Genomic DNA, 23,046 nt, shown 5'->3' with positions numbered 1-23,046 from the left:
TTACTTTATTTCGAACATTTCCTTTGTTCCCCCTGCTGACCGGCCCTCGGCGGCCGCGCGTGGAAACCATCCGGTTAATGGACGCGGTTAAGAATGTTCGGGGCGAGCGGGCAATTGCCGGGTGCTGCGTAATTTTGGACGACCCGTTCGGGCAAGGGGAGACATTGATGTCGATGCGGATCGCGGTGGCGCTGGCCGCCACCATCGGAGCAGGGGTCTTTATCTCGACGGCGGCGCAGGCGCGGCCGGAAATGGTGGGCACACACTTGGCTGACTATTCGCCGGGTACGATCGTGGTCAAAACCAGCGAGCGACGGCTTTATCTCATCCTCGATAACGGTCACGCCGTCCGTTATCCCGTTGGCGTCGGCAAATCCGGCAAGCAGTGGGCTGGCACCACCCGCATCGACGGCAAGTACCGCAATCCGGCCTGGTCGCCGCCCGCCGAGGTGAAGCGCGACAAGCCGAGCATACCCGACGTCATTCCGGGCGGATCGCCGCGCAATCCGATGGGCGTCGCCGCCATGACGCTGGCCGGCGGCGAATATGCCATCCACGGTACCAACGTGCCGGGCTCGGTTGGCGGCTTCGTTTCCTACGGCTGCATCCGCATGCTCAACGACGACATCAGCGATCTCTACAGCCGCGTCTCCGTCGGCACGACGGTGGTCGTGGCGCGCTGATTGCCGGAAATCAGATCAGAACAGCAAGAGCCGCGTCGAACGACGCGGCTCTTTTATTGCCAGAAGCGCCAACCCCGCGCGCACCAGCCGTCGCGATGACCGCCATTGTAGCTGCGCGCATAGCCACCTGCGAGCAACACAGCCGAGACACTGGCAGTGCGTTTGGTCGCGACATCGGCAAGAACGCGTCCGTATTTGTCGGGTCCGAGATTGGAGATCGTGACGCCGCCCTCGCCGAGCAGATCGCGGAGCGCGGCGGCGGCGGCTTCAGCCTTGTCGAGTTCTTCCTGGCAGGAGGCTTTCATCTCCGGTGCATCGATGCCGCGCAGGCGAACACGCGCGACGAGCTCGCGGCCGTCGCGTTGATGCACGCGCGCGAGGAAGGTGTCGCCGTCGAAAGTGCGGATGACGTCGACCGTCTGGCGAATGTCGGGACTACCTGCCTGCTGGAGGATGATCTCGGCATCATGCGGCCGGCCGTCGGCCCCATGCGGAACTGGCCAGTTGGTCCCGTGACGGAAGGTGAGCACAATGGCCACCACGATGCCCACAATGAACATCCACGGCAACAGCCCTGAGAACCGGCGGCGAAAAGGCGAGCCGCTGTACGAATGCCGAAATGGATGGCTGGGGTCGAAGCGCGACATCCGCGAACGCTAGGGCTGAGTCGGCCGGGCCGGCAAGAGAGTCCTCGAACCAGAGCTTCAAAAGTCCGAGGCGATGCCTTTGCGCTCCCAATCGCCGTAACGGGTGGGCTCGGGTCCCTTTGGCCCATGCAACTCCTTCGGCGCCATGTCGGCCTGGGCCGCAGCGGCGTGCCGGCGCGCTTCGGCTTCAGCCAGCGCGCGCTGGGCGGCCGGCGACAGCGGCTTGCGATGTGGAGCGGAGGGCTGGTCACTCATGATCTGGGTTCCTAGCGCAAGACCGCAACGCGCGCGACGTCCAATAAGGCATTGCAGAAAATGGTCATGCGGGGCTGTAAACGCGAGAGCTCATTCTTACATTTGGCATATTCGCGTGCCACAGTTCTGTTGGTTAAGGCATGCGCCCCTTCGGCGGAACTGCCGCTCGCTAAGAACCTTAAGCCCGCATGCCATCTCAACGTTTCGCCCCTCCATCCGAAGTGCCTGGTCTGGCAGCGCGGCGGATCGCTGCCGACATCGTCGACGGCGTGCTGCACAAGCGCCGCACGCTCGACGATCAGCTCGATGGCGCCGGCGCCCATCCCGGACTGAAGACGCTCGCCGACCGCGACCGCGCCCTGATGCGACGCCTGGTCGCGACCATCCTGCGCCGGCTCGGCACGCTCGGCCACGTGCTCTCGCGGCTGCTCGATAAGGGCATTCCATCCGAGGCACCGCGCGCGCAGAGCGCGCTTCTGATCGGCGCCGCCCAGATTCTCTGGATGGACGTGCCCGATCACGCCGCCGTCGACCTTTCCGTTCGCCTCGTGCAATCCGACCGCCGCGCCGCGCGTTATGCCGGCCTTGTCAACGCCGTGCTGCGCCGCTGCGCGCGCGAGGGCAAGGCGCTGGTGGAGGAGGTTGCCGCGCAGTCGCTGGACCTGCCGCCCTGGCTGCTCGCGCGCTGGAGCGCGCATTACGGCGAGACGGTCGCAAGGGACATGGCGCTCGCGCTCGGCCACGAGCCTTCGCTCGATCTCACCGTGAAGTCGGACGCCGCGCAATGGGCGAGCCGGCTGCATGGCGAGGTGCTGCCGACCGGATCGGTGCGCACGGTGCTGCACGGCGCGGTGACCATGCTGCCCGGCTTCGCCGAAGGGCAATGGTGGGTGCAGGATGCCGCCGCCGCGCTGCCGGCCCGGCTGTTCGGCGACATCGCCGGCAAATCCATCGCCGATCTCTGCGCCGCGCCCGGCGGAAAGACCGCGCAACTGGCGCAAGCCGGCGCGCGTGTCACCGCGATCGACCGCTCGCCAGCCCGGGTGGCGCGGCTGCGCGAAAACCTGGCGCGCTTGTCGCTCCAGGCCGAGACTGTCGTCGCCGACGCCGCGGAATGGGCCGGCCCGACGGACGGTTTTGACGGTATCCTGATCGATGCGCCCTGCACGTCGACCGGCACGATTCGCCGTCACCCCGACGTGGCATGGCTCCGGCAGGAATCCGACATCGCCGCGCTGACCGTGCTCCAGCAGCGGCTGCTGCGAAAATCCGTTTCGCTGCTCAAGCCGGGCGGCACGCTGGTCTATTGCACCTGTTCGCTGGAACCGGAGGAGGGCGAGCAGGCCATAGCCACGCTGCTCGCCGCAGAACCTGCGCTTCGGCGCGTGCCGATCGAAGCGTCCGAGGTCTTCGGCCTCGGCGAGATCATCACTGCCGACGGCGACCTGCGCACCCTGCCCAGCCATCTGCCGAACGCCGATCCAAAGCTCGGCGGGCTCGACGGGTTTTACGCCGCGCGGCTAGTTAAATCCTGATTTTGCACCGGTTTTTACGGTCGCGACGCTGATTCGCGGCCTTTCAAGGTGGTGTCAGGCGCCGGATTTTGGGATTAAAAGGATTCGTCGGAATCCTCTCCCCCTACAAGGCAAGGCGTGTCGGTCGCTCAACGCAGACGTATCTCGACGCTGGTGATGAACCGCTTCGCGCGGAACATGCTCGCGCGCGCGAGCGGCGGCTCCGTGGCACTGTCGCGGGTATGGCCCGGCCGTACCGACCGGCTGATCATCGCGCCGCACGACTTGCGCACCGCGGACGCGACCCGCGCCGCCGAGATCTATGCCGGCCGCTTCGTCTTCGCCGGCAAGATCGTCAACTGCCACGGCCGCTCGATCTTCGATCTCGAGCCGCCGTCGGAGGACTGGGAGGTCGCGCTGCTCGGCTTCGGCTGGCTGCGCCATTTGCGCGCCGCCGACACCGCGCTGACGCGGGCGAATGCGCGTTCGCTGGTCGAGGACTGGATCAGTAACCCCGCCAACAAGCGCCGCCCCGTCGCGCGGCGCGCCGACGTGCTGGCGCGGCGCGTGATTTCGCTGTTGTCGCAAGCGCCGCTGGTGCTCAACGAGACCGACAACAAATTCTACCGCCGCTATCTGCGGGCGCTGGCGCGCGAGATCCGCTTCCTTCGCTACACCATGCTCAATATTGCGGACGGGGTGCCGAAACTCCAGGTGCTGATCGCGCTGTGCTACACGGCGCTCTGCCTTGCCAACCAGGCGAAGCACATCCGCAGCGCCTCGAAAAAACTCTCGGACGAGCTGCAGCGGCAGATCCTACCCGACGGCGGCCACATCTCGCGCAACCCGGGCGCTCTGATCGAACTCCTGATCGATCTGTTGCCGCTGCGGCAGACCTTTGCCGCGCGCAACATCGCGCCGCCGCCGGCGCTTCTCAACGCGGTCGACCGCATGATGCCGATGCTGCGCTTCTTCCGGCACGGCGACGGCAATTTCGCGCTGTTCAACGGCATGAGCGCGACGCCTTCGGACCTGCTCGCCACGCTGCTCGCCTACGACGATACCCACGGCGCACCGATGGCGAACATGCCGCATACCGGCTTCCAGCGCCTCGACGCCGGGCAGACCACGCTGATCATCGATACCGGCCCGCCGCCGCCGGCAGGCGTGAGCCACGACGCTCATGCCGGCTGCCTGTCGTTCGAATTGTCCTCCGGCATCAGCCGCATCGTCACCAATTGCGGCATGCCGACGACGGGCCGCGACAATTGGCGGCCGTTCGCACGCGGCACGCCCGCGCATTCGACGCTGACCTATCACGAAACCTCGTCCTGCCAGTTCGTCGAAATGTCGGCAATGAAACGGCTGCTGCGCGGCGCGCCTGTCATCAGCGGGCCCGTCGAGGTCGAAAGCTATCGCGAGATCGTGCAGAACGGTACGCTGCTCACGGCCTCGCATGACGGCTACATGGCCAAGTTCGGTGCGATCCATCGCCGCGTGCTGATGATCGCCAATGACGGTGCGCGGATCGACGGCGAGGACACGCTGTCGCCGCCGCAAGGTAGACGTTTCAAGGGCGGCGACGCCGATTTTGCCGTGCGCTTTCATTTGCATCCGGCGGTGAAGGCGAGCCGGCTGTCGGATGCCCGCGGCGTCATGCTGGTGCTGCCCAACCGCGACGTCTGGACCTTCGAGGCGCTCGACGACAAGGTCGACCTCGAGGACAGCGTGTTCCTGGCCGGCAATGACGGGCCGCGCCGCACCGCGCAGATCGTGATCCGCCAGGACGCCCGGCAGGCGCCCTCGATCCGCTGGAGCTTTGTCCGCTCCACCGCTTCGCCCGCGATCACCAATGCCCGCCGCAACGCGCGGCGCGAGCCGGAACTTCCGCTGTAAACCGGTGCGGATCGCCATATCTAGCCGTTGAGAACAGCGCCGAAAGCTGCTATCGAGCGCTCGCTCGCGCGACTGGCGACCTTGGATGGAGCACCATCGGGAAGCGCGGGACATAGAAGCCGCGCGCCTGGGCATAGACACTCCTTAAGACAGGATCTTGCTCATGACTGACCATCCCCGCCGCGTCACCCGCGCTCTTCTCTCCGTTTCCGACAAAACCGGCCTGATCGAATTCGCAAAGGCGCTTGCCGCCCGTGGCGTCGAGCTGGTTTCGACCGGCGGCACCGCCAAGGCGATCGCCGCGGCCGGCCTCAAGGTGAAGGACGTCTCCGAGCTGACCGGCTTCCCTGAAATGATGGACGGCCGCGTCAAGACGCTGCATCCGAAGGTGCATGGCGGCCTGCTCGCGATCCGCGACAATGCCGAGCATACGCAGGCGATGAAGACGCACGACATCGCGCCGATCGATCTGCTCGTCGTCAACCTCTACCCGTTCGAGGCGACCGTCGACAAAGGCGCCGGCTTCGAGGAATGCATCGAGAACATCGACATCGGCGGCCCCGCGATGATCCGCGCCGCCGCGAAGAACCATGACGACGTCGCCGTCGTGGTCGAGGCGCAGGATTATCAGGCCGTGCTCGACGAGCTTGCCGCCAACAAGGGCGCGACCACACTCGGCCTGCGCCGGCGGCTTGCCGCCAAGGCTTACGCGCGCACGGGGGCCTATGATGCCGCGATCTCGAACTGGTTCGCGCGTCAGCTTGAGATCGATGCGCCCGACTTCCGCGCCTTCGGCGGCAAGCTGATCCAGTCGTTGCGCTACGGCGAGAACCCGCACCAGACCGCGGCGTTCTATGCGACGCCCGACCAGCGCCCGGGTGTCTCGACCGCGCGTCAGTTGCAGGGCAAGGAGCTTTCCTACAACAACATCAACGACACCGACGCGGCCTATGAGTGCATCGGCGAGTTCGACGCCAAGCGCACCGCGGCCTGCGTCATCGTCAAGCACGCCAATCCCTGCGGCGTCGCGGAAGGCTCGGACCTCGTCAGCGCCTACCGCAAGGCGCTGGCCTGCGACTCCACCTCCGCCTTCGGCGGCATCATCGCGATGAACCGCGCGCTCGATGCCGACACCGCGCGCGAGATCACGAAAATCTTCACCGAGGTGATCATCGCGCCCGATGCCAGCGAGGAAGCCATCGCCATCATCGGCGCGCGCAAGAATTTGCGCCTGCTGCTCGCAGGCAGCCTGCCCGATCCGCGCGCGCCGGGCCTGACCGCCAAGACGGTTGCGGGCGGTCTGCTCGTGCAGAGCCGCGACAACGCCGTGGTCGATGACATGACTTTCAAAATCGTGACCAAGCGTGCGCCGACGGACGCGGAGATGCGCGACCTCAAATTCGCGTTCCGTGTGGCCAAGCACGTCAAGTCCAATACTATCATCTACGCCAAGGATCTCGCCACCGTCGGCATCGGCGCAGGCCAGATGAGCCGGGTGGATTCAGCCCGGATCGCGGCGCGCAAGGCGCAGGATGCGGCCAATGAGCTGAAGCTCGCCGAACCGCTCACCAAGGGCTCGGTCGTGGCGTCGGATGCGTTCTTCCCGTTCGCCGACGGCATGCTCGCCTGCATCGAGGCCGGCGCCACCGCGGTGGTGCAGCCCGGTGGCTCGATGCGCGACGACGAGGTGATCAAGGCCGCCGACGAGCACGGCATCGCCATGGTGTTCACGGGCACGCGGCACTTCCGGCATTAAGCCTCACCGCGAGCGTAGCCCGGATGGAGCGGAAGCGAAATCCGGGTCAGCGTCTCTGCAGCAACAGGCCCCGGATTGCGCTGTGCTCCATCCGGGCTACGGGACGACGGCAGGAGTTAGGACTCCCTTACCCGCATCAACAACCCCAGCCCCGCGACGAAGAACACCACCAGCACGGCCATGCCGGCCTTCTGACTCGCGGTGATGGCCGTGATCGCACCGATCAGCAGGGGGCCGATGAAGGACGTCACCTTTCCGGTCAGCGCGAACAAGCCGAAATATTGCGCGATGCGATCTTTCGGCGCGAGGCGGATCAGCAGCGTGCGCGAGGCTGCCTGGAGCGGGCCGCCGGCGGCGCCGATCAGGCAGCCCAGCACGAGGTAGGCGCGTTCTGCCGCGCCGGCGAACAGCGCGCCGCCCGGTACGGGAGGAGCGACCTTGATGAAGAAAATCGAATCCTTGTCGACCAGCAGGATCGCCGCGAGCGACAGCAGCAGGATCAGCATGCTGCCCATGATCACGCGCTTCGGCCCAAGCAGATCGTCGAGCTTGCCGCCAAGCCATGCACCAAAGGTGCCCGCGGCCGCCAGCATGATGCCGAAGGTGCCGATCTGGATCGTGTGCCAGCCAAAAGTGCCGGCGGCATAGATGCCGCCGAAAGCGAACAGCGACACCAGCCCGTCGGTGTAGATCATGTTGGCGAGGAGAAACGCCGCGAGCGATTTCTGCTTCGGTAATTCACCGAGCGATCGCTTCAAGTCGGACAGGCCCTGGCGCAGTGCTTCGCGCACCGGGCGTTTGGCCGGGTAGTCCGGCGTGAACAGGAACATCGGCGTCACGAAAATGATGAACCACAATCCCGTCAACGGTCCGGTGATGCGGTCGCCCTGGTGGCTCGCGGGATCGAGCCCGAACAACGGTGTGAATCCAAGCAGCGTACGCCCGGTCTCGGGATTGGCGGCGAGAAAGCCGAGCACGATGATCAAGCTGATGATGCCGCCGATATAGCCGGTCGCCCAGCCGGTGCCCGAAAGCCGCCCGATCCGCTCCGGCGGCACCAGGGTCGGCATCATCGCGTTGTTGAAGACGGTCGCGAACTCCGCACCGACGCTGGCGAGCGCAAAGGCGGTGAGCAGCGGCGGAATGATGCCGGGGTCGCCGGGCTTGCCGATCCACATCGAACTGGCTCCGAGCACCAGGATCGCGCCGAATGTCGCGATCCACGGCTTGCGCCGGCCCGACGCGTCGGCAATGGCGCCAAGCACCGGTGACAGCAGCGCGATGACCATGCCGGCCGCGGCGGCGGCAAATCCCCACAACGATTGTCCCGTGGCGGGATCTGGCGCGATGCTGGTCGCGAAATAGGGCGCGAATACGAAAGTCGTGATCAGCGTGAAATAGGGCTGCGCAGCCCAATCAAAGAAGATCCAGCTGATGACGGCGGCGCGCGGCGGATAGATTAGCTCCGTGCCGGCCAGGCGCGCATCCGAGGCGATCGTCGTCATCATTCAATTCCCATCACGAACAGTTTTGCCTCTGTTGGCGCAAACCGTATAGCATTATAGCGACGCGTGTGAATTAGCCGGAAGCCTTTGCGGAAGTTTGATGATGTCGTCATTCTCGACACGGCGGACGTTTTTCGCATTCATTGCTGCTGTGGCGCTTGGTCTGGCGCCAGCCACCGCGCAGGACGCACGGCGGGCCTATGTTCCACCGGCGCTCGACACGGTGCGCGCGGTTGCCGCCGAGCACGGCATGGTGGTCGCGCAGGAGAAGATATCTGCGCAAGTGGGCGCCGATATCCTGCGACGCGGCGGCAATGCGGTCGATGCCGCGGTCGCGACCGGCTTTGCGATGGCCGTGACCTATCCGCGCGCCGGCAATATCGGCGGCGGCGGCTTCATGGTGATCCATTCGGCCGCGCGCAACGAGGACATCGCGATCGACTACCGCGAGACCGCGCCGGCGGCAACGACGACGCAAATCTTCCTCGGACCTGACGGCAAGCCCGATGCCACGAAGTCGCGCGATTCTGCGCTCGGCATCGGCGTGCCCGGCAGCGTCGCGGGACTCGCGCTGGCGCTGGAGAGATACGGCTCGGGCCAGTTCACGCTGGCGCAGTTGCTGGAGCCCGCGATCGCGCTCGCCCGCGACGGATTCGTTCTCGGCGACGATATCGCCGATACGTTGCCGGCCTGGCACCGGCGGCTCGCGCGCTGGCCTTCCTCGGCCAAAATCTTCTCGCGGCCCGATGGCACGCCGCTTCGCGAAGGCGACCGGCCGGTGCAGGGCGATCTTGCCGAAACGCTATCGGCCATTGCGGCGCAGGGATCGCGCGGCTTCTATGAGGGGCCGGTCGCAGACAAGCTCGCCAAGGCCGTCTCCGACGCCGGCGGCATCATGACATCAGCTGATCTGAAAGCCTATCAGGCGGTGATCCGCGCACCCGTGCGCGGCACCTATCGCGGCTATGACATCGTCTCGATGCCGCTGCCCTCGTCCGGCGGCGTGGTGCTGGCAGAGACCCTCAATATCCTCGAAGGCTTTCAGCTCGCGGAGCTGAAACAGGGGTCGCCGGCGTCGCTGCACCTCCTCATCGAAGCCATGAAGCGCGCCTATGCCGACCGCGCGCGCTATCTCGGCGATCCCGCCTTCGTCAACGCGCCGATCGATACCCTGATTGCGAAGGACTACGCGGCCAGGCTGCGCGCGACCATTTCTACCAGCCGCGCCACGCCGTCGATCAAACTCGTCTCCGCCGGAGCATCGCCGCGCGAAGGCAGCAACACCACGCATTTCTCCGTCGTCGACAGCAGCGGCAACGCCGTCAGCAACACCTATACGCTCAATTTCAGCTATGGCGTCGGCCTCGTCGCCGAGGGCACCGGCGTGCTGCTCAACAACGAGCTCGACGATTTCACCGCGGCGGTTGGCGCCTCCAATGCCTATGGTCTCGTCGGCTTCGAACCCAATCTGCCAGGGCCCGGCAAGCGGCCGCTGTCCTCGATGTCGCCGACCATCGTGCTGAAGGACGGTAAGCCGGTTCTGGTGACGGGCTCGCCCGGCGGCAGCCGCATCATCTCCACCGTGCTCCAGGTGATCGTCAATGTGCTCGACTACAGGATGGACGTGGCCGCCGCCGTTGCCGCGCCGCGGCTGCATCACCAATGGCTGCCGGACGAGGTGCGTATCGAGCGCGGCTTTCCCGACGATGTCCTGTTCGAGCTGAAGGCGATGGACCATATCATCGTCGAGCCGATGGGACAGACTTCCGCCAATTCGATTCTCGTGACCGCTGATGGGCCGCTCGGCGCGCCCGATCCGCGTACGCGGGGTGCGGAAGCAGCGGGACAGTAACTCTGCCCCGACGAGCCGCGTGCTGCACGCGGACCAGCGGAAGAGTTAACTACCGCCCCACTTGGTACGGCCCGCCCTTTTCCAGCGCGCGGCTGTACGCCGGCCGCGCATGGATGCGTTCGAGGAACGCCATCGCCCTGGGATGTCCTTGCTCGAGCCCGCCGCGTGCCTGGGCGGCCTCGAGCGGGAAGCTCATCTGGATATCGGCCGCGGTGAACTCGTTGCCGGCGAACCACTCGGTTTTTCCGAGTTCGCCTTCCCAATAATCCATGTGCTGCTTGATCTGCGGATTGACCAGCGCGGTCAATGCCTGGTTCGAGACCTTGCGCACCAGGGGCCGCAGCAAGGCCGGCGCCCGCTTCGGCATCAGCGTGAACAACAACTTCAGCAGCAGCGGCTGCATCGCCGAGCCTTCGGCATAGTGCAGCCAGTAGGTGAAGCGCAGCCGCTCGGGCGTGTTCGGCGGCGGGATCAGCCGACCATTGCCGTAGGTCGCGATGAGATATTCGATGATCGCGCCGGACTCGGCGATAGTGTTGCCGTTGTCGGTGATGACGGGCGATTTGCCGAGCGGGTGGATGGCGCGCAGCTCCTTCGGCGCACGCATGTCGGGCTGGCGCTGATAGCGCACGATCTCGTAGGGCACCCCTAGCTCCTCGAGCAGCCAAAGCACCCGCTGTGAGCGTGAATTGTTGAGGTGATGAACGGTCAGCATCGCGGTCCCCAGCTTGATCGATCGGCCGTGCGTTCGTGCCAGCCCGGGCGGGCAATGTCGAGCCATCCGGACGAATAATTTCACCCGGGTATATTGACCTTGATAATTTACCCGGATATTATTGGCCAACGTTCATCAATATGGCAATGATTTCGATGCAAAGGACTTTCACCGCCTTCCAAGGACAGCGCCGCCTGGCGTCCGGACCGGCAGGAGAGGTCGCGCTGGTCGTCAAGCGGATGGCACCACGGCCGGACGAGCCCATCATTATCTTTGAGGACGGCACCGGCCGGTCGATCGACTTCGATCTGCGCGGCGGGGATCGCGAGGTGCTGGCGCGGCTGGCGAAGCTTGTCCCGCTCGCAATTGAAGAGACCACACCACCGAGCGAGCCGCGCGGCCGGGGGCGGCCGAAGCTCGGCGTGGTCGCCCGCGAGGTGACGCTATTGCCGCGCCACTGGGAGTGGCTCGGCGCCCAGCCCGGCGGCGCGTCGGTCGCGCTGCGAAAGCTCGTCGACGAGGCGCGGCGCGCCAGCGGCGACAAGGACCGCGCGCGGCAGGCGCGCGATGCGGCCTACCACTTCATGTCGACCATGGCGGGCAACCTGCCGCAGTTCGAGGAAGCCTCGCGCGCGCTGTTCGCGGACGACCAGCGCCGCTTCAGCGGACTGATTGCCGACTGGCCCGCCGACATCCGCGACCACATCGTCAAGCTCGCCTACAGCGACCGCGCCTAGGCGCACCGCTTTCCATCAATCCCATCGACGGCCGAGCCGCGCGTTGCGCGGCAGCGGCTTCGTGCGACCTGTTGAAAGGTAATGATCTATGTCCGATGCCAAGCCGCTCTGGAAAACATTCCTCCGCTTTCTCGCGCCGCTGATGCTGAGCAACGCACTGCAATCCCTGTTCGGCACGGTCAGCAATGTCTATCTCGGCCAGATGATCGGCGTGGATGCGCTGGCGGCGGTCTCGACGTTCTTCCCGGTGTTTTTCTTTCTGTTCGCCTTCGTCATGGGCCTGAGCACCGGCGCGACCGTGCTGATCGGCCAGGCATTTGGCGCCGGCGCGCACGAGCGAATCAAGATCGTCGCGGGCACGACGCTCGCGGTCGGCCTGCTGCTCGCCATTTCGATCGCGCTGATCGGCGGTGTTTTCAGCCGCCAATTGATGATGGCGCTGGCCACGCCCGCGGACATTCTCGAGCAAGCCAGCGCCTATGCCCGCATCATGTTGCTCACGATGCCGCTCGGCTTCGTCTTCCTGCTGATGACGGCGATGATTCGCGGCGTCGGCGATGCACTCACGCCGTTGTTGGCGCTGGCAATGTCGACCGCAATCGGCCTGATCCTCACACCGGCCCTGATCCGCGGCACGGCCGGATTGCCGGCGGCCGGCATCACCAGCCCGGCCTGGGCATCGGCAATTGCCAACGTCCTGACGCTGATCGCGCTGGCCGCCTATCTGCTGCGAAAGAAGCACGCGCTTGCGCCGGACGCCACGCTGCTGCGCCATCTCAGGCTCAACGGCGCCGTACTCGGCAAAATCCTCGGCATCGGGTTGCCGAGCGCGATCGGCATGGTGGTGATGGCGATCGCCGAGCTGGTGCTGCTCGGCCTCGTCAACGGCTTTGGCTCCGACGCCACGGCCGCCTATGGCGCGGTCAACCAGGTGATGGGCTACACGCAATTCACGGCGATATCGATTTCGATCGCAGTCTCGATCCTCGGCGCCCAGGCCATCGGCGGCGGCGACCGGACCGGGCTTGAGCGCATCGTGCGAGCCGGCCTCGCGTTCAACCTGATCCTGACCGGTGGCCTGGTCGCGTCGATCTATCTCGCGCCGCGCGCTGTGCTTGGCATCTTCATCACCGATGGCGCCGTGCTCGATCTCGCCAGGGAATTACTTCTCATCGCCCTGTGGAGCTCGGTGCCGTTCGGCATGGCCACGGTGTTCTCGGGGGCGATGCGCGCCGCGGGCGCCGCCTTGACGCCGATGCTGCTTTCGATTTTCGCCATCGTCGCGATCGAGCTGCCATCCGCGATGATCCTGAGCCGGGCCGTCGGTATCCAGGGCGTATGGGCCGCCTATCCGATCGTGTTCTGCGCCATGTTCATTTTGCAGATGGGCTATTACCTCCTGGTGTGGCGCAAGCGCGCGGTCCGGCGCCTGATCTGACCGGGCCACGAAGGTATTATGACCATCATTAAACGGTGGACCCGTGCTGCGCCCTGCGCCACAATGGCAGGAAAGCGACGTCAGGGAGGACGAATTTGACCCGCACAGCCCCGCAATTCCTGTTCGATTTCGGCAGCCCGAACGCCTATCTCAGCCATCTGGCGGTCCCGGCGATCGAGCAGCGGATCGGCGTCAAATTCGAATATGTGCCGATCCTGCTCGGCGGCATCTTCAAGGCGACCAACAACAAGTCGCCGGCCGAGACGCTGGCCGGCGTCAAGAACAAGCGCGAGTTCCAGGCGGTCGAGACCGAGCGCTTTATCAAGCGGTTTCACGTCCAGCCCTATGTCTTTAATCCGTTCTTCCCCGTCAACACGCTGAACCTGATGCGCGCGGCGATTGCGGCGCAGCTCGAGGGCGTGTTCGAAAAATATGTCGACGCCGCCTTCCATCACATGTGGCGCGAGCCGAAAAAGATGGACGATCCGGAAGTCGCAGCGACGGCGCTCGCCTCCTCCGGCCTCGATGCCCAAAAGTTGTTCGCCCGCGCCCAGGAGCCCGAGGTGAAAGCAAAGCTGATCAAGAATACCGAGGAGGCGGTGGCCCGCGGTGCGTTCGGCTCGCCGACCTTCTTCGTCGGCAACGAGATGTTCTTCGGCAAGGAGCAGCTGCGCGAGGTCGAGGAAATGGTGTCGGGAAAGTGATTGCCGCCGGCCTCATAAAGCGAGCTATTTCCCAGCGTCGTCCTGGCGAAAGCCAGGACCCATAGCCACCGAAGGTTATTGATGTCACGAGCTGGAGCTCCAACTTGTCCGATAGCGAGCAGTCGGGGTAATGGGTCCTGGCTTTCGCCAGGACGACGGTAAAGAAGCAACAACAAGGAAGATCCCATGCGTATCCTCGTGGTCGGCGCCGGCGCCATCGGCGGCTATTTTGGTGGCAGGCTTTTGCAGGCCGGCCGCGACGTCACCTTTCTGGTCCGGCCAAGACGCGCCGCCGAGCTTGCGAGCGCCGGCCTCGTCATCAAGAGCCCGAACGGCGACGTGACGCTAAAGGATCCGCCGCGGGTCGAGGCGGATAAGCTCAAGGACAAGTTCGACGTCGTGCTCTTGAGCTGCAAGGCGTTCGACCTCGACGACGCCATCAAATCATTTGCGGCGGCGGTCGGCCCGAACACGGCGATCATCCCGATGCTCAACGGCATGAAGCATCTCGACACGCTCGACCAGAAGTTCGGCGCCGAACGCGTGCTCGGCGGGCTTTGCGCCATCGCCGCGACGCTGAACGAGAAGCGCGAGGTGGTGCAGCTCCAGCCAATGCAATCGATCAATTACGGCGAGCGCGACGGCAAGCTGTCGGACCGGGTCAAGGCGATCGACGAGGCCTTCAAGAGCGGCATCAATGGCGCCGCAGCCAGCCGGAACATCATGCAGGACATGTGGGAGAAGTGGGTCTTCCTCGCTTCACTCGCCGCATCGACCAGCCTGATGCGCACCTCGGTCGGCAACATCCTGGCCGCGCCCGGCGGCAGGGATTTCCTGCTCGGCATGTTAGACGAGACCAGCGCGATCGCCGCGGCGTCGGGTTATCCGCCGGGTGGCCCGTTCTTCGAGCGTGTCAAAGGCCTGCTCACCACCGAGGGCTCACCGATGACGGCGTCGATGTTCCGCGACGTCCAGGCAGGCCTTCCGGTCGAGGCCGATCACGTCATCGGCGATCTCATCGCGCGCGGCGACGCTGCGAAGGTACCGGTGCCGAAGCTGCGCATCGCGTACACGCATCTGAAGGCGTATGAGAAGCAGCGGGCGGGGTAGGTAGCTTCGCACTCCGCTGTCGTCCCGGACAAGCGAAAGCGCAGATCCGGGACGACAGCGGTGTTTGCCGCTTGCGGCCTTTGCTACTGCAGATGCGCCAGATAGTGCGCCAGCGCGGTGATCTCTTCTTCGCTGAGGGAGTAGGCGATTTCGGCCATAGCGGCGCCGGCGCCGCCGACACGTTGGCTTGTCTTGTAGTCGTGCAGCGCTTTGACGAGATATTCCTCGCGCTGGCCGGCGAGGCGCGCCACCGCCTTGATGCCGGCATAGCTGTCGGTGTGGCATGAAGCGCAGCGGCGGCCGGCGGCGGCTTGCGCACCCTTCTTCGACAGATCGGGATCGTTGTCATCCGGACTCTTCGGCGGCATCAACGAGGCGAAATAGGCGCCGAGATTGCGGATGTCCTCGTTGTTGATCTGTTCCACGATCGGCTGCATCTGCTCGTTCTTGCGTGAGCCGGCGCGGAAGAACACCAGCTGCCATTGCAGGTATTGATCGGGCTGGCCGGCGAGCGAGGGGATGTTCTCCATCTGCGAGATGCCGTTGTCGCCGTGGCAACCGGCGCAGATTTCGGCTTTGGCTTTGCCGGCGGCGACGTCAGCGGCGCTTGCCGCGAGAGAGCCGAGCGTGAGGAACGCAACCACGCTGATTGCGTGCGAGAGAAACTGCCGGCGCATGATTGATGAGTCCCAGCTTATTATTCCGGGACGTGCAGGGCACGGGCCCGAAATCCATAATCCGCAATCGTGGCTTTGGGTTCCGGACTTGCGCGCAAGCGGCGCGCAATCCGGAAACGACAGCTTTGCGAGATCGAGATGAGAGAGGCTGCGGCACCTCTCGGCCACCGCAGCCCCGTATCTTCGAACGTTACTTCTTGCTGTAGCTGATGCGGTAGATCGCGCCGGCCCAGTCGTCGGCAACGAGGATCGAGCCGTCCTTGGCGAGGATGATGTCGTCGGGACGGCCGAGATAGCCCTGGTCGCCCTCGAGCCAGCCGGAGGCGAACACCTCCTGCTTGGCGTTCTTGCCGTCGGGACCGACGATCACCCGCATGATGCGTGCGCCCTGATACTTGTGACGATTCCACGAGCCGTGCTCGGCGATCAGGATGTTGTTCTTGTACTCAGGCGGAAATTGATCGCCGGTATAGAACTTCATGCCGAGCGGAGCGACATGGGCGCCGAGGTTCAGCACGGGAGGCGTGAACTCGGAGCACTTGTGACCCATCGCGAATTTCGGATCCGGCAGGTCGCCCTGGTGACAATAGGGATAGCCGAAGTGCTCACCAATCTTGCTGATCATGTTCAGCTTGTCGCTAGGCAGATCGTCGCTGACCCAATCACGCGCGTTCTCGGTGAACCAGAGCTTGCCGGTGCGCGGATCGACGTCACCGCCGACCGAGTTGCGCACCCCGAGCGCCCAGATTTCAGCGTTGCCGGTCTTGGGATCGACGCGCCGGATCTGCGACACGCTGGTCGGGGGAATGCCGATGTTGAAGGGCGGTCCGAACGGAATGTAGAACCAGCCTTCCTTGTCGACGGCGATGTATTTCCAGCCATGCGCGGCATAGGACGGCATGTCGTCATAGACGACCTTGCCCTCGCCGAGCTTGTCCAGATTGGCTTCCGCATTGTCGTAGCGGATCAGCTTGTCGACCGCGATGACGTAGAGCGCGCCGTCCTTGAAGGCCAGACCAGTGGGCATGTTCAGCCCCTTGAGGATGGTCTTGACCTCTTTCTTGCCGTTGTTGTCCGTGATCGCATAGACGTTGCCGAGGCCGAATGAGCCGACGAACAGCGTGCCCTTGTCACCCCAGGCCATCTGCCGCGCGGCGAGAACGCCGGGCGCGTAGACTTCGATCTTGAAGCCGGCCGGCAGCTTGATCTTCTTCATCATCGCGGCGAGCTCGGCCTCCGATGCGCCGGTGGGCGGCCCCGACGGCGGCGCCAGGCCCTTCTGCGCCTCGGTCTCGTCGCCGAGGAACCAGTCATCCGGCGGATGTGTCCAGAACTCCTTGGTGCCGGATTCGTATTTCTTCAGCGGCTTGTTCTTGTCCTGCTGCTGCGCATGACCGACGCTTGTCCCCGCAAGAAGGGCAACCGCTGCAAGCGCCAGGACGGATTGAAAGACGGATTGAAAGACGGATCGATGGAACGTCATCGCGTCACTCCCCTAAGGCAGCCATCTGGGCTGCACGTTATTTTGTTTTATTCATCGAAAGGCGAGGTTTGGCGTCTGTCGAGAGGGCAGACGCAGAAAGGTTACCACATCCGCAACCGCTGAGAAGCGCGTCGCGCGCACTGCGGTTGCGCTCAATATGAATTGAGCCGGATTTTCGCTCGAGGCGAACGCGCGATGACGACGATCTCGCCGCAACGCGGAATCAGCACGCCGCGCGGCTGATTTGCAGGCAGCACCGGCGCCGCGCCAAACAAAAGTCGCGAAAACAACCCCATGCACAGCAGAAAGGCTCAGACCGAGCTGTGCCCGGTGACACCAGGCATACATTTGACGCATCGAGCGAAACGGCAAAAGCGGCGATCACGAGGCGACGGGGTAAGGTCCGTCGTCGAATGTCGTCTCATGATATCCCTTTGAGCCGACCGCGCGCCCCAGCGCGCTGCGAAAATCCTGTTCGGTGCGAAGGCTGCTCAGGACATGGGCAAAATCGAATTCGGGGCGCCAGCCCAATTCGCGCCGCGCGCGATCGTTGACGTAGACGCGATCGATCTGCGGGAAGAGCCGCCAGCCGCGCGCCGCATAGAGCTCTGCGCAATCCGGATAGAGCTCGCGCACGACACCGGTGGCATCGCGGGCAAGCGCCGCGAGATGGCGCGGCTCGAACGGGCTGGTGGCGGAGACGATGTAACGGGCGAAGCCGATCGCCGGCGCGCGCTCGACGGCGGCAAGATGCGCGCTCACCGCGTCCGCGATATCCAGCCGGCGATACAGCAGCTCATTGGCCTGCGCATTCTCCAGCACGTAGACAGACCGCATCGCCGGATCGTCGTCGTCTTCCGGGAAGAAGCGCGATGTTCGCAGAATAACGACGGGCAGGCCGCGCTCGCGAAAGAACAACTCGCACAGATTCTCCGCCATCAGCTTGGTCGTGCCGTAAATGTTTTTAGGCACCGGCGGCAGCTCCTCGGTGACCCACACCGCAGCCTGTCCCGCCTCCGGCCGCAGCTGCGAGCCGAATGCGCTGGTTGTGCTGGTGAAGACAAAGCTGCGCACCCCGGCGGCCACGGCTGCCTCGAGCAGGTTGAGGGTGCCGGTGACGTTGGTGTCGACGAATTGCTGTTTGGTGTGTGTCCCCACATGCGGCTTGTGCAGCGTCGCGGTGTGGATGATCGCGGTGACACCGTCCATCTGCCGCCGCACGAAGTCGGGATCGACGATCGAGCCGACGGCATCGGTGAAGGGCGATGTCTGTAAATCAACCCCATGCGCGGGCGAGCCGCACCCCCGGAGCGTCCGGAGAATGGCCTCCCCAAGATGTCCAGCGCTGCCGGTGACTAGAATCTTCATTGCAGACCCAATACAGCCACGAGCGGCGTGGAAAACCACGATCCGCACCTGTCAGGCTGGTTGCTTTGGGAAAAATTGGAGCGGGCGAAGGGGCTCGAACCCTCGACCCCGACCTTGGCAAGGTCGTGCTCTACCACTGAGCTACACCCGCATCCTGTGTCGACCGCATGACGCGCCCGGCAACGGCTGTCGTATGCCAAAAGCGGACGGCGAATGCAACAGCTACCCGCGGCATAGATGCGCATTCGGAGCCCCATATGGACCCCGATTCCGGCCAAACCGGCCGAAAATGCGCCGGAACCTCCGAATCGGCCGGCATGGATTGAAATTCGGCCGCCCCGGCCCAATTTTAGGGGCCAACAGCGAAGCATATGGATCGGCGGCGTGCTAAAGAGCCGCCATTCCAGACATCAGACGAGGGGATCCCGTGACGATCATCGACCAGGGTAACGGAGCGGCGGGCCCGGCTTCGGCCGACCTGATCAAGGACACCACCACCCAGACCTTCGTGAAGGACGTGATCGAGGAATCGAAGCGCCAGCCGGTTCTGCTCGACTTCTGGGCCGAATGGTGCGGCCCCTGCAAGCAGCTCACCCCCGTGCTGGAGAATGCGGTCCGCGCGGCGAAGGGCAAGGTCAAGCTGGTCAAGATGAACATCGACCAGCATCCGGCGATTCCGGGCCAGATGGGCATTCAGTCGATCCCGGCCGTGATCGCCTTCGTTAACGGCCAGCCGGCCGACGGCTTCATGGGCGCGGTGCCGGAGAGCCAGGTCAACGCCTTCATCGAAAAGCTGACCAAGGGCGTGACCGCGCCGGGCGAGCTGAATGTCGCCGAAATCCTGCAAGATGCCGAGGCCGTGCTCGCCGAGGGCGATGCGGAAGCCGCGGCGCAGATCTATGCCGAGGTGCTCTCGCACGATTCGACCAACATCGCCGCGCTCGCCGGGCTTGCCAAGTGCTACGTCGTCTCGGGCGCGATCGAGCAGGCCAAGCAGACGCTCGGCATGGTGCCGGAGTCCAAACGTAACGATGCCGCGGTGAAGGCGGTGCAGGCCGCGATCGACCTCGCCGAGCAGGCCGAATCGCTGGGCCCGGTGGTCGAGCTGGAACAGAAAGTCGCCGCAAACCCGCTCGATCATCAGGCGCGATTCGATCTTGCGACCGCGCTCAACGCGCAGGGTAACCGGGCGGCGGCGACCGAGCAGTTGCTCGCGATCATCAAGCGCGACCGCAAATGGAACGACGACGGCGCCCGCAAGCAGCTCGTGCAGTTCTTCGAGGCCTGGGGCGGCGCCGATGACGCGACCATCGAGGGACGCAAGCGCTTGTCGACGATCCTGTTTTCGTAAGGCGCAAGCTGGCAAGTCCAGCGAGGGACCGGGCAGATGCCGATCAACATCGAATATCGCGGGCCCGCCGACCTTCCGGAGATCATTCCGGTGTTTCCGCTGCCGGGCGCGCTGCTGCTGCCGCGCGGCCAGATGCCGCTCAACATCTTCGAGCCGCGCTATCTTGCGATGGTCGACGATTCCTTGCGCGACGGCCATCGCCTGATCGGCATGATCCAGCCGGACATCGCGCATTCGCCGAAGAATTCCGACAAGCCGGCGCTGTTTCGCGTCGGCTGTGTCGGCCGCATCACTCAGCTCGCCGAATCCGGTGACGGCCGCTACATCCTCGAGCTCACCGGCGTCGCGCGGTTCAGGATAGTCGAGGAGCTCGAGGTTCTGACCGCCTACCGGCAATGCAAGGTGGACTTCTTCGCCTTCGCCGATGATTTTACCGCGCGCCTGGGTGAGGACGAGGTCAACCGCGAGGCGCTGCTGGTGGCGCTGACGGATTTCTTGAAGGCCAACAACCTCAAGGTCGACTGGGAAGGCGTCGAGAGCGCGCCCAACGAGGCGCTCGTCAACGCGCTGGCAATGATGTCGCCCTACGGTCCGGCCGAGAAGCAGGCCATGCTGGAGGCGCCCGATTTGAAGACCCGCGCCGAGATTCTGATCGCAGTGACCGAGATGGATCTCGCCAAGAAGCGCACCTCAGGCGATCCACCGTTGCAGTGACGGCCCGAACGCTCACGCCGCACAGATGGCTGCTCCAGCATCTCGCGACAGCATTTTCGCGATGCTGGATGCAGGCACCGGCCGGCTGAAATAATACCCTTGCGTTTCGGCGCACCCCTCTTCACGCAAGATGTCCAGCTGCTCCTTGGTTTCGGCGCCTTCGGCAGTCGTCGTCTTGCTCAAGCTGACTGCGAAACGAACCACGGCTCGCGCGAGATGGCGCGCCTCTGCCTTCGCGCTGGTCAGCTCGCTGACGAAGCTGCGGTCGATCTTGATCTTGTCGAACGGGAATCTTTGCAAAAAGCTCAGTGACGAATAGCCGGTACCGAAATCGTCCAGGGCGATCCGCACGCCAAGCTGGCGCAGTTGACCGAGGGCTGCGAATACGGCTTCGCTGTCATGCATGATCACCGTCTCGGTAACCTCGAGCTCGAGCCGGTGCGGCGCAACGCCCGAACTCGCCAGCGCGCCGACAATGACCGGCACAAGCTCCTTGCTCCTGAATTGAGCGGGAGACAGGTTGATCGCGATGCTGAGATCGACAGGCCATTTTGCGGCTTCCGCACAGGCAGTCCTCAAGACCCATTCTCCGAGCGGCACGATCAGGCCGGTCTCCTCCGCAAGCGGGATGAATTCGCCGGGCATGACCAGACCACGCTGCGGGTGATGCCAGCGTAGCAAGGCCTCGAAGCCCGTGGTCTTACCGGTCGCGGCATCGACGAATGGCTGGTAGTAGAGCTCGAATTGATGGCCTGCGAGCGCATCCCGCATGTCGCGCTCCAGGTTGCGTCGCGCATGCATGATCTCGTCGAGCTCCGGCTCGAAGAAGCGGAACGCGCCACGTCCACCGCTTTTGGCCGAGTAAAGGGCGAGGTCCGCGCTCTTCATGATCACGTCGGAATCGTTGCCATCGCGCGGCGCGATGGCAATGCCGATGCTGGTACCCACCGTGACCCGGTGATCGCCGAGATCGAAGGGTTCGCAAAGCGCCTTTCTGATCTTCTCGGCGAGGGTTGCGGCCTCCACGGCCGGGTTGGTCACGTAGTCGATCACCGCGAACTCGTCGCCGCCCAGTCGAGCGATCAGTGCCGTTTCCGTGGTGCATTCGCACAAGCGCGCCGCGACGGCGCGCAACAGGGAATCGCCCGCCGAATGTCCAAGCGTGTCGTTGACCTCCTTGAAGCGATCGAGGTCGAGCATGAGCACGGCCAGATCAAGGCCGCCGTTGCGCGTCACTGCAATGGCATGCTCCATCCGCTCTCTGAGCAGCACGCGATTTGGCAGGTCGGTCAACGCATCGTGTTGCGCCATATGAGTGATCTTGGCCTCGGACTGGCGTTGCTCCGTGACATCCAGATGCGTGGCCACCCACCCGCCGCCGACCATGGGCTGCCGCGTGACGCAGATCAGACGGCCATCCGCAAATTCGTCGATCCTGCTCGAGACTGCGTCGAACGGCAACGCGGCCAATTTCGAGATGAATTGCTTGGCAGCGCCCTCGTTGGCGTCGCCCTTGAGGATGCCGTTCACAACACGATGCCTGATGATGTCGGCGTGCGGCGTCCCCGTTCGCAGCAGCTCCGGCGGCAGCCGATAGAGTAGCGCATAACGCTCGTTGCAGACGACAAGTCGCTTCTCTGCATCGAACATGCACAAGCCCTCGACCATGTTGTTGATGGCCGTGTCCAGCCTGATTTTCTGATCCTGGATTTCCTTTTGCGAATCTTCGACCTGCTGCCTGGCGAGCGAAAGTTCGCTGATGATTTCCTCGAACCTGCTGGTTCTGGCCGCAAGGCGGCGATCCGCCAGCACGCCGACAAAACTCATCCCGAGTACTGACAGAGCCACGCCCGCAATTGCCACGGCGAGGAAGGCGGGAGAAAGCGACAAGGCGTCGCTGTTCAGCGTCGGGTCTGGAACGATCTGCACGGCCCCCATAGCCGTGAAATGATGCGACACGATTGCGAGCGTCAGCAGAAGCGCCGCGGCCAGGGCCCCCCACTTGTTCTTGCGACTCAGGGCGACGGCAAGTGCAGCGTAGCCCAGGACCATGCCGAGGACGATCGAGATGAGCACCAGCCCCGGCGACCAGCTCACGCGACCCGGCACTTCGAGGGCCCACATGCCGAGATAATGCATGCTCGCAATGCCGGCGCCGATGATGCCGCCGCCGGCAGCCGCGCGCCACCGACCGGAATTACTGACTGCAACGCCAAAACCACCGGAGGTCAGTATCATAGCCGCGACGAGCGACAGAGCTGTCAGAACGATACCGTAACCGGTTGAGACGCCGGGCTCGTAGGCGAGCATTGCAACAAAATGCGTTGCCCAAATTCCATATCCGATCGAGGCGCCGGCGATTGCGATCCAGGTCAGCCGCGTCCAGGCTCGCGACGCGATCGCGCGATGAAAGATGCTGATGGCCACAATGCTCGCAGCGAAGCAAACCAGACCAGCGAGCACGACTAGCCGCCAATCATGCTGTGCCGTGAGACAGGTAAAAACGCGGAACATCGAAATCGCTCCCTCGTCAATATCCTCGACGATTGATCCGATTGGACTGTCATTGCGTTAATTTTGTGCAATGTCAGGTAGTGTACTTATCGAAACGTAAACCCGACCTCGAAAGATGGCGACGTTT

19 protein-coding genes, 1 tRNA gene and 1 riboswitch are annotated in these 23,046 nt (G+C 64.4%); of the genes, 11 read left to right on the top strand and 9 right to left on the bottom strand.

The annotated features are described in order from the left end of the window. Window positions 1-167: 167 nt before the first annotated feature. A complete protein-coding gene (locus tag IVA82_RS26895) occupies window positions 168-683 on the top strand; it encodes a L,D-transpeptidase (RefSeq protein ID WP_247381040.1) in 516 nt (171 codons plus the stop codon). A 53-nt stretch (window positions 684-736) separates the two neighbouring features. On the opposite strand, the gene IVA82_RS26890 is transcribed toward IVA82_RS26895, so the two are convergent. Continuing rightward, window positions 737-1,330, bottom strand: coding sequence for a thermonuclease family protein (locus tag IVA82_RS26890; protein WP_247380957.1), 594 nt, complete (start codon window positions 1,328-1,330; stop codon window positions 737-739). 57 nt (window positions 1,331-1,387) lie between these two features. Beyond that, a complete protein-coding gene (locus IVA82_RS26885; RefSeq protein WP_247380960.1) occupies window positions 1,388-1,585 on the bottom strand; it encodes a DUF1674 domain-containing protein in 198 nt (65 codons plus the stop codon). A gap of 188 nt (window positions 1,586-1,773) precedes the next feature. Between IVA82_RS26885 and IVA82_RS26880 the strand changes: the two genes are divergently transcribed. The 3 genes from IVA82_RS26880 to purH all read left to right on the top strand — a co-directional run bounded on the left by IVA82_RS26880 (window position 1,774) and on the right by purH (window position 6,751). Further along, window positions 1,774-3,120, top strand: a complete 1,347-nt coding sequence (locus IVA82_RS26880) for a transcription antitermination factor NusB (protein ID WP_247380961.1) — start codon at window positions 1,774-1,776, stop codon at window positions 3,118-3,120. Between the two features lie 156 nt (window positions 3,121-3,276). Beyond that, complete coding sequence (locus IVA82_RS26875; protein ID WP_247381042.1) at window positions 3,277-4,995, top strand: heparinase II/III family protein; 1,719 nt, start codon at window positions 3,277-3,279, stop codon at window positions 4,993-4,995. A gap of 58 nt (window positions 4,996-5,053) precedes the next feature. Further along, window positions 5,054-5,135: riboswitch (ZMP/ZTP riboswitch) on the top strand. A 23-nt stretch (window positions 5,136-5,158) separates the two neighbouring features. Beyond that, complete coding sequence (gene purH, locus IVA82_RS26870) at window positions 5,159-6,751, top strand: bifunctional phosphoribosylaminoimidazolecarboxamide formyltransferase/IMP cyclohydrolase (protein ID WP_247493635.1); 1,593 nt, start codon at window positions 5,159-5,161, stop codon at window positions 6,749-6,751. Window positions 6,752-6,867: 116 nt separating this feature from the next. Here purH and IVA82_RS26865 read toward each other — a convergent pair whose 3' ends face one another. Next, window positions 6,868-8,256, bottom strand: coding sequence for an MFS transporter (locus IVA82_RS26865; RefSeq protein ID WP_247380965.1), 1,389 nt, complete (start codon window positions 8,254-8,256; stop codon window positions 6,868-6,870). A 100-nt stretch (window positions 8,257-8,356) separates the two neighbouring features. Here IVA82_RS26865 and ggt point away from each other — a divergent pair, with 100 nt between their 5' ends. Further along, on the top strand, window positions 8,357-10,108 hold the full coding sequence (gene ggt, locus IVA82_RS26860; RefSeq protein WP_247380979.1) for a gamma-glutamyltransferase: 1,752 nt from the start codon (window positions 8,357-8,359) through the stop codon (window positions 10,106-10,108). A gap of 49 nt (window positions 10,109-10,157) precedes the next feature. Here the strand turns inward: ggt and IVA82_RS26855 are convergent, their stop codons facing one another. Then, entirely contained in the window at window positions 10,158-10,823 is a 666-nt protein-coding gene (locus tag IVA82_RS26855) for a glutathione S-transferase (protein WP_247380982.1), read from the bottom strand. Window positions 10,824-10,963: 140 nt separating this feature from the next. Here IVA82_RS26855 and IVA82_RS26850 point away from each other — a divergent pair, with 140 nt between their 5' ends. The 4 genes from IVA82_RS26850 to panE all read left to right on the top strand — a co-directional run bounded on the left by IVA82_RS26850 (window position 10,964) and on the right by panE (window position 14,812). Next, a complete protein-coding gene (locus tag IVA82_RS26850; protein ID WP_247380985.1) occupies window positions 10,964-11,560 on the top strand; it encodes a DUF2239 family protein in 597 nt (198 codons plus the stop codon). An 88-nt stretch (window positions 11,561-11,648) separates the two neighbouring features. After that, a complete protein-coding gene (locus tag IVA82_RS26845) occupies window positions 11,649-12,998 on the top strand; it encodes an MATE family efflux transporter (protein ID WP_247380989.1) in 1,350 nt (449 codons plus the stop codon). Between the two features lie 95 nt (window positions 12,999-13,093). Beyond that, entirely contained in the window at window positions 13,094-13,702 is a 609-nt protein-coding gene (locus IVA82_RS26840) for a 2-hydroxychromene-2-carboxylate isomerase (RefSeq protein WP_247380991.1), read from the top strand. Between the two features lie 186 nt (window positions 13,703-13,888). Further along, entirely contained in the window at window positions 13,889-14,812 is a 924-nt protein-coding gene (gene panE, locus IVA82_RS26835; protein ID WP_247380993.1) for a 2-dehydropantoate 2-reductase, read from the top strand. An 83-nt stretch (window positions 14,813-14,895) separates the two neighbouring features. Here panE and IVA82_RS26830 read toward each other — a convergent pair whose 3' ends face one another. The 4 genes from IVA82_RS26830 to IVA82_RS26815 all read right to left on the bottom strand — a co-directional run bounded on the left by IVA82_RS26830 (window position 14,896) and on the right by IVA82_RS26815 (window position 18,491). Continuing rightward, a complete protein-coding gene (locus tag IVA82_RS26830; protein ID WP_247380996.1) occupies window positions 14,896-15,489 on the bottom strand; it encodes a c-type cytochrome in 594 nt (197 codons plus the stop codon). 190 nt (window positions 15,490-15,679) lie between these two features. Further along, window positions 15,680-16,972, bottom strand: coding sequence for a PQQ-dependent sugar dehydrogenase (locus IVA82_RS26825; RefSeq protein ID WP_247380998.1), 1,293 nt, complete (start codon window positions 16,970-16,972; stop codon window positions 15,680-15,682). Between the two features lie 381 nt (window positions 16,973-17,353). Beyond that, a complete protein-coding gene (locus IVA82_RS26820; RefSeq protein WP_247381000.1) occupies window positions 17,354-18,340 on the bottom strand; it encodes an NAD(P)-dependent oxidoreductase in 987 nt (328 codons plus the stop codon). A 76-nt stretch (window positions 18,341-18,416) separates the two neighbouring features. Next, window positions 18,417-18,491, bottom strand: a tRNA-Gly gene (locus IVA82_RS26815). A 276-nt stretch (window positions 18,492-18,767) separates the two neighbouring features. On the opposite strand from IVA82_RS26815, the gene trxA reads away from it, so the two are divergent. Both trxA and IVA82_RS26805 read left to right on the top strand, forming a co-directional pair. Then, window positions 18,768-19,691: a thioredoxin gene (gene trxA / locus IVA82_RS26810; protein WP_247381002.1), complete on the top strand. Its 924-nt coding sequence runs from the start codon at window positions 18,768-18,770 to the stop codon at window positions 19,689-19,691. Window positions 19,692-19,727: 36 nt separating this feature from the next. Next, complete coding sequence (locus IVA82_RS26805) at window positions 19,728-20,405, top strand: LON peptidase substrate-binding domain-containing protein (RefSeq protein ID WP_148743892.1); 678 nt, start codon at window positions 19,728-19,730, stop codon at window positions 20,403-20,405. Between the two features lie 12 nt (window positions 20,406-20,417). On the opposite strand, the gene IVA82_RS26800 is transcribed toward IVA82_RS26805, so the two are convergent. Then, window positions 20,418-22,919, bottom strand: coding sequence for an EAL domain-containing protein (locus IVA82_RS26800; protein WP_247381004.1), 2,502 nt, complete (start codon window positions 22,917-22,919; stop codon window positions 20,418-20,420). Between the last annotated feature and the right edge of the window lie 127 nt (window positions 22,920-23,046).

It is taken from the genome of Bradyrhizobium sp. 142 (assembly GCF_023074015.1).
GTDB lineage: Bacteria > Pseudomonadota > Alphaproteobacteria > Rhizobiales > Xanthobacteraceae > Bradyrhizobium.
This window is presented reverse-complemented; position numbering and strand designations above follow the sequence as displayed.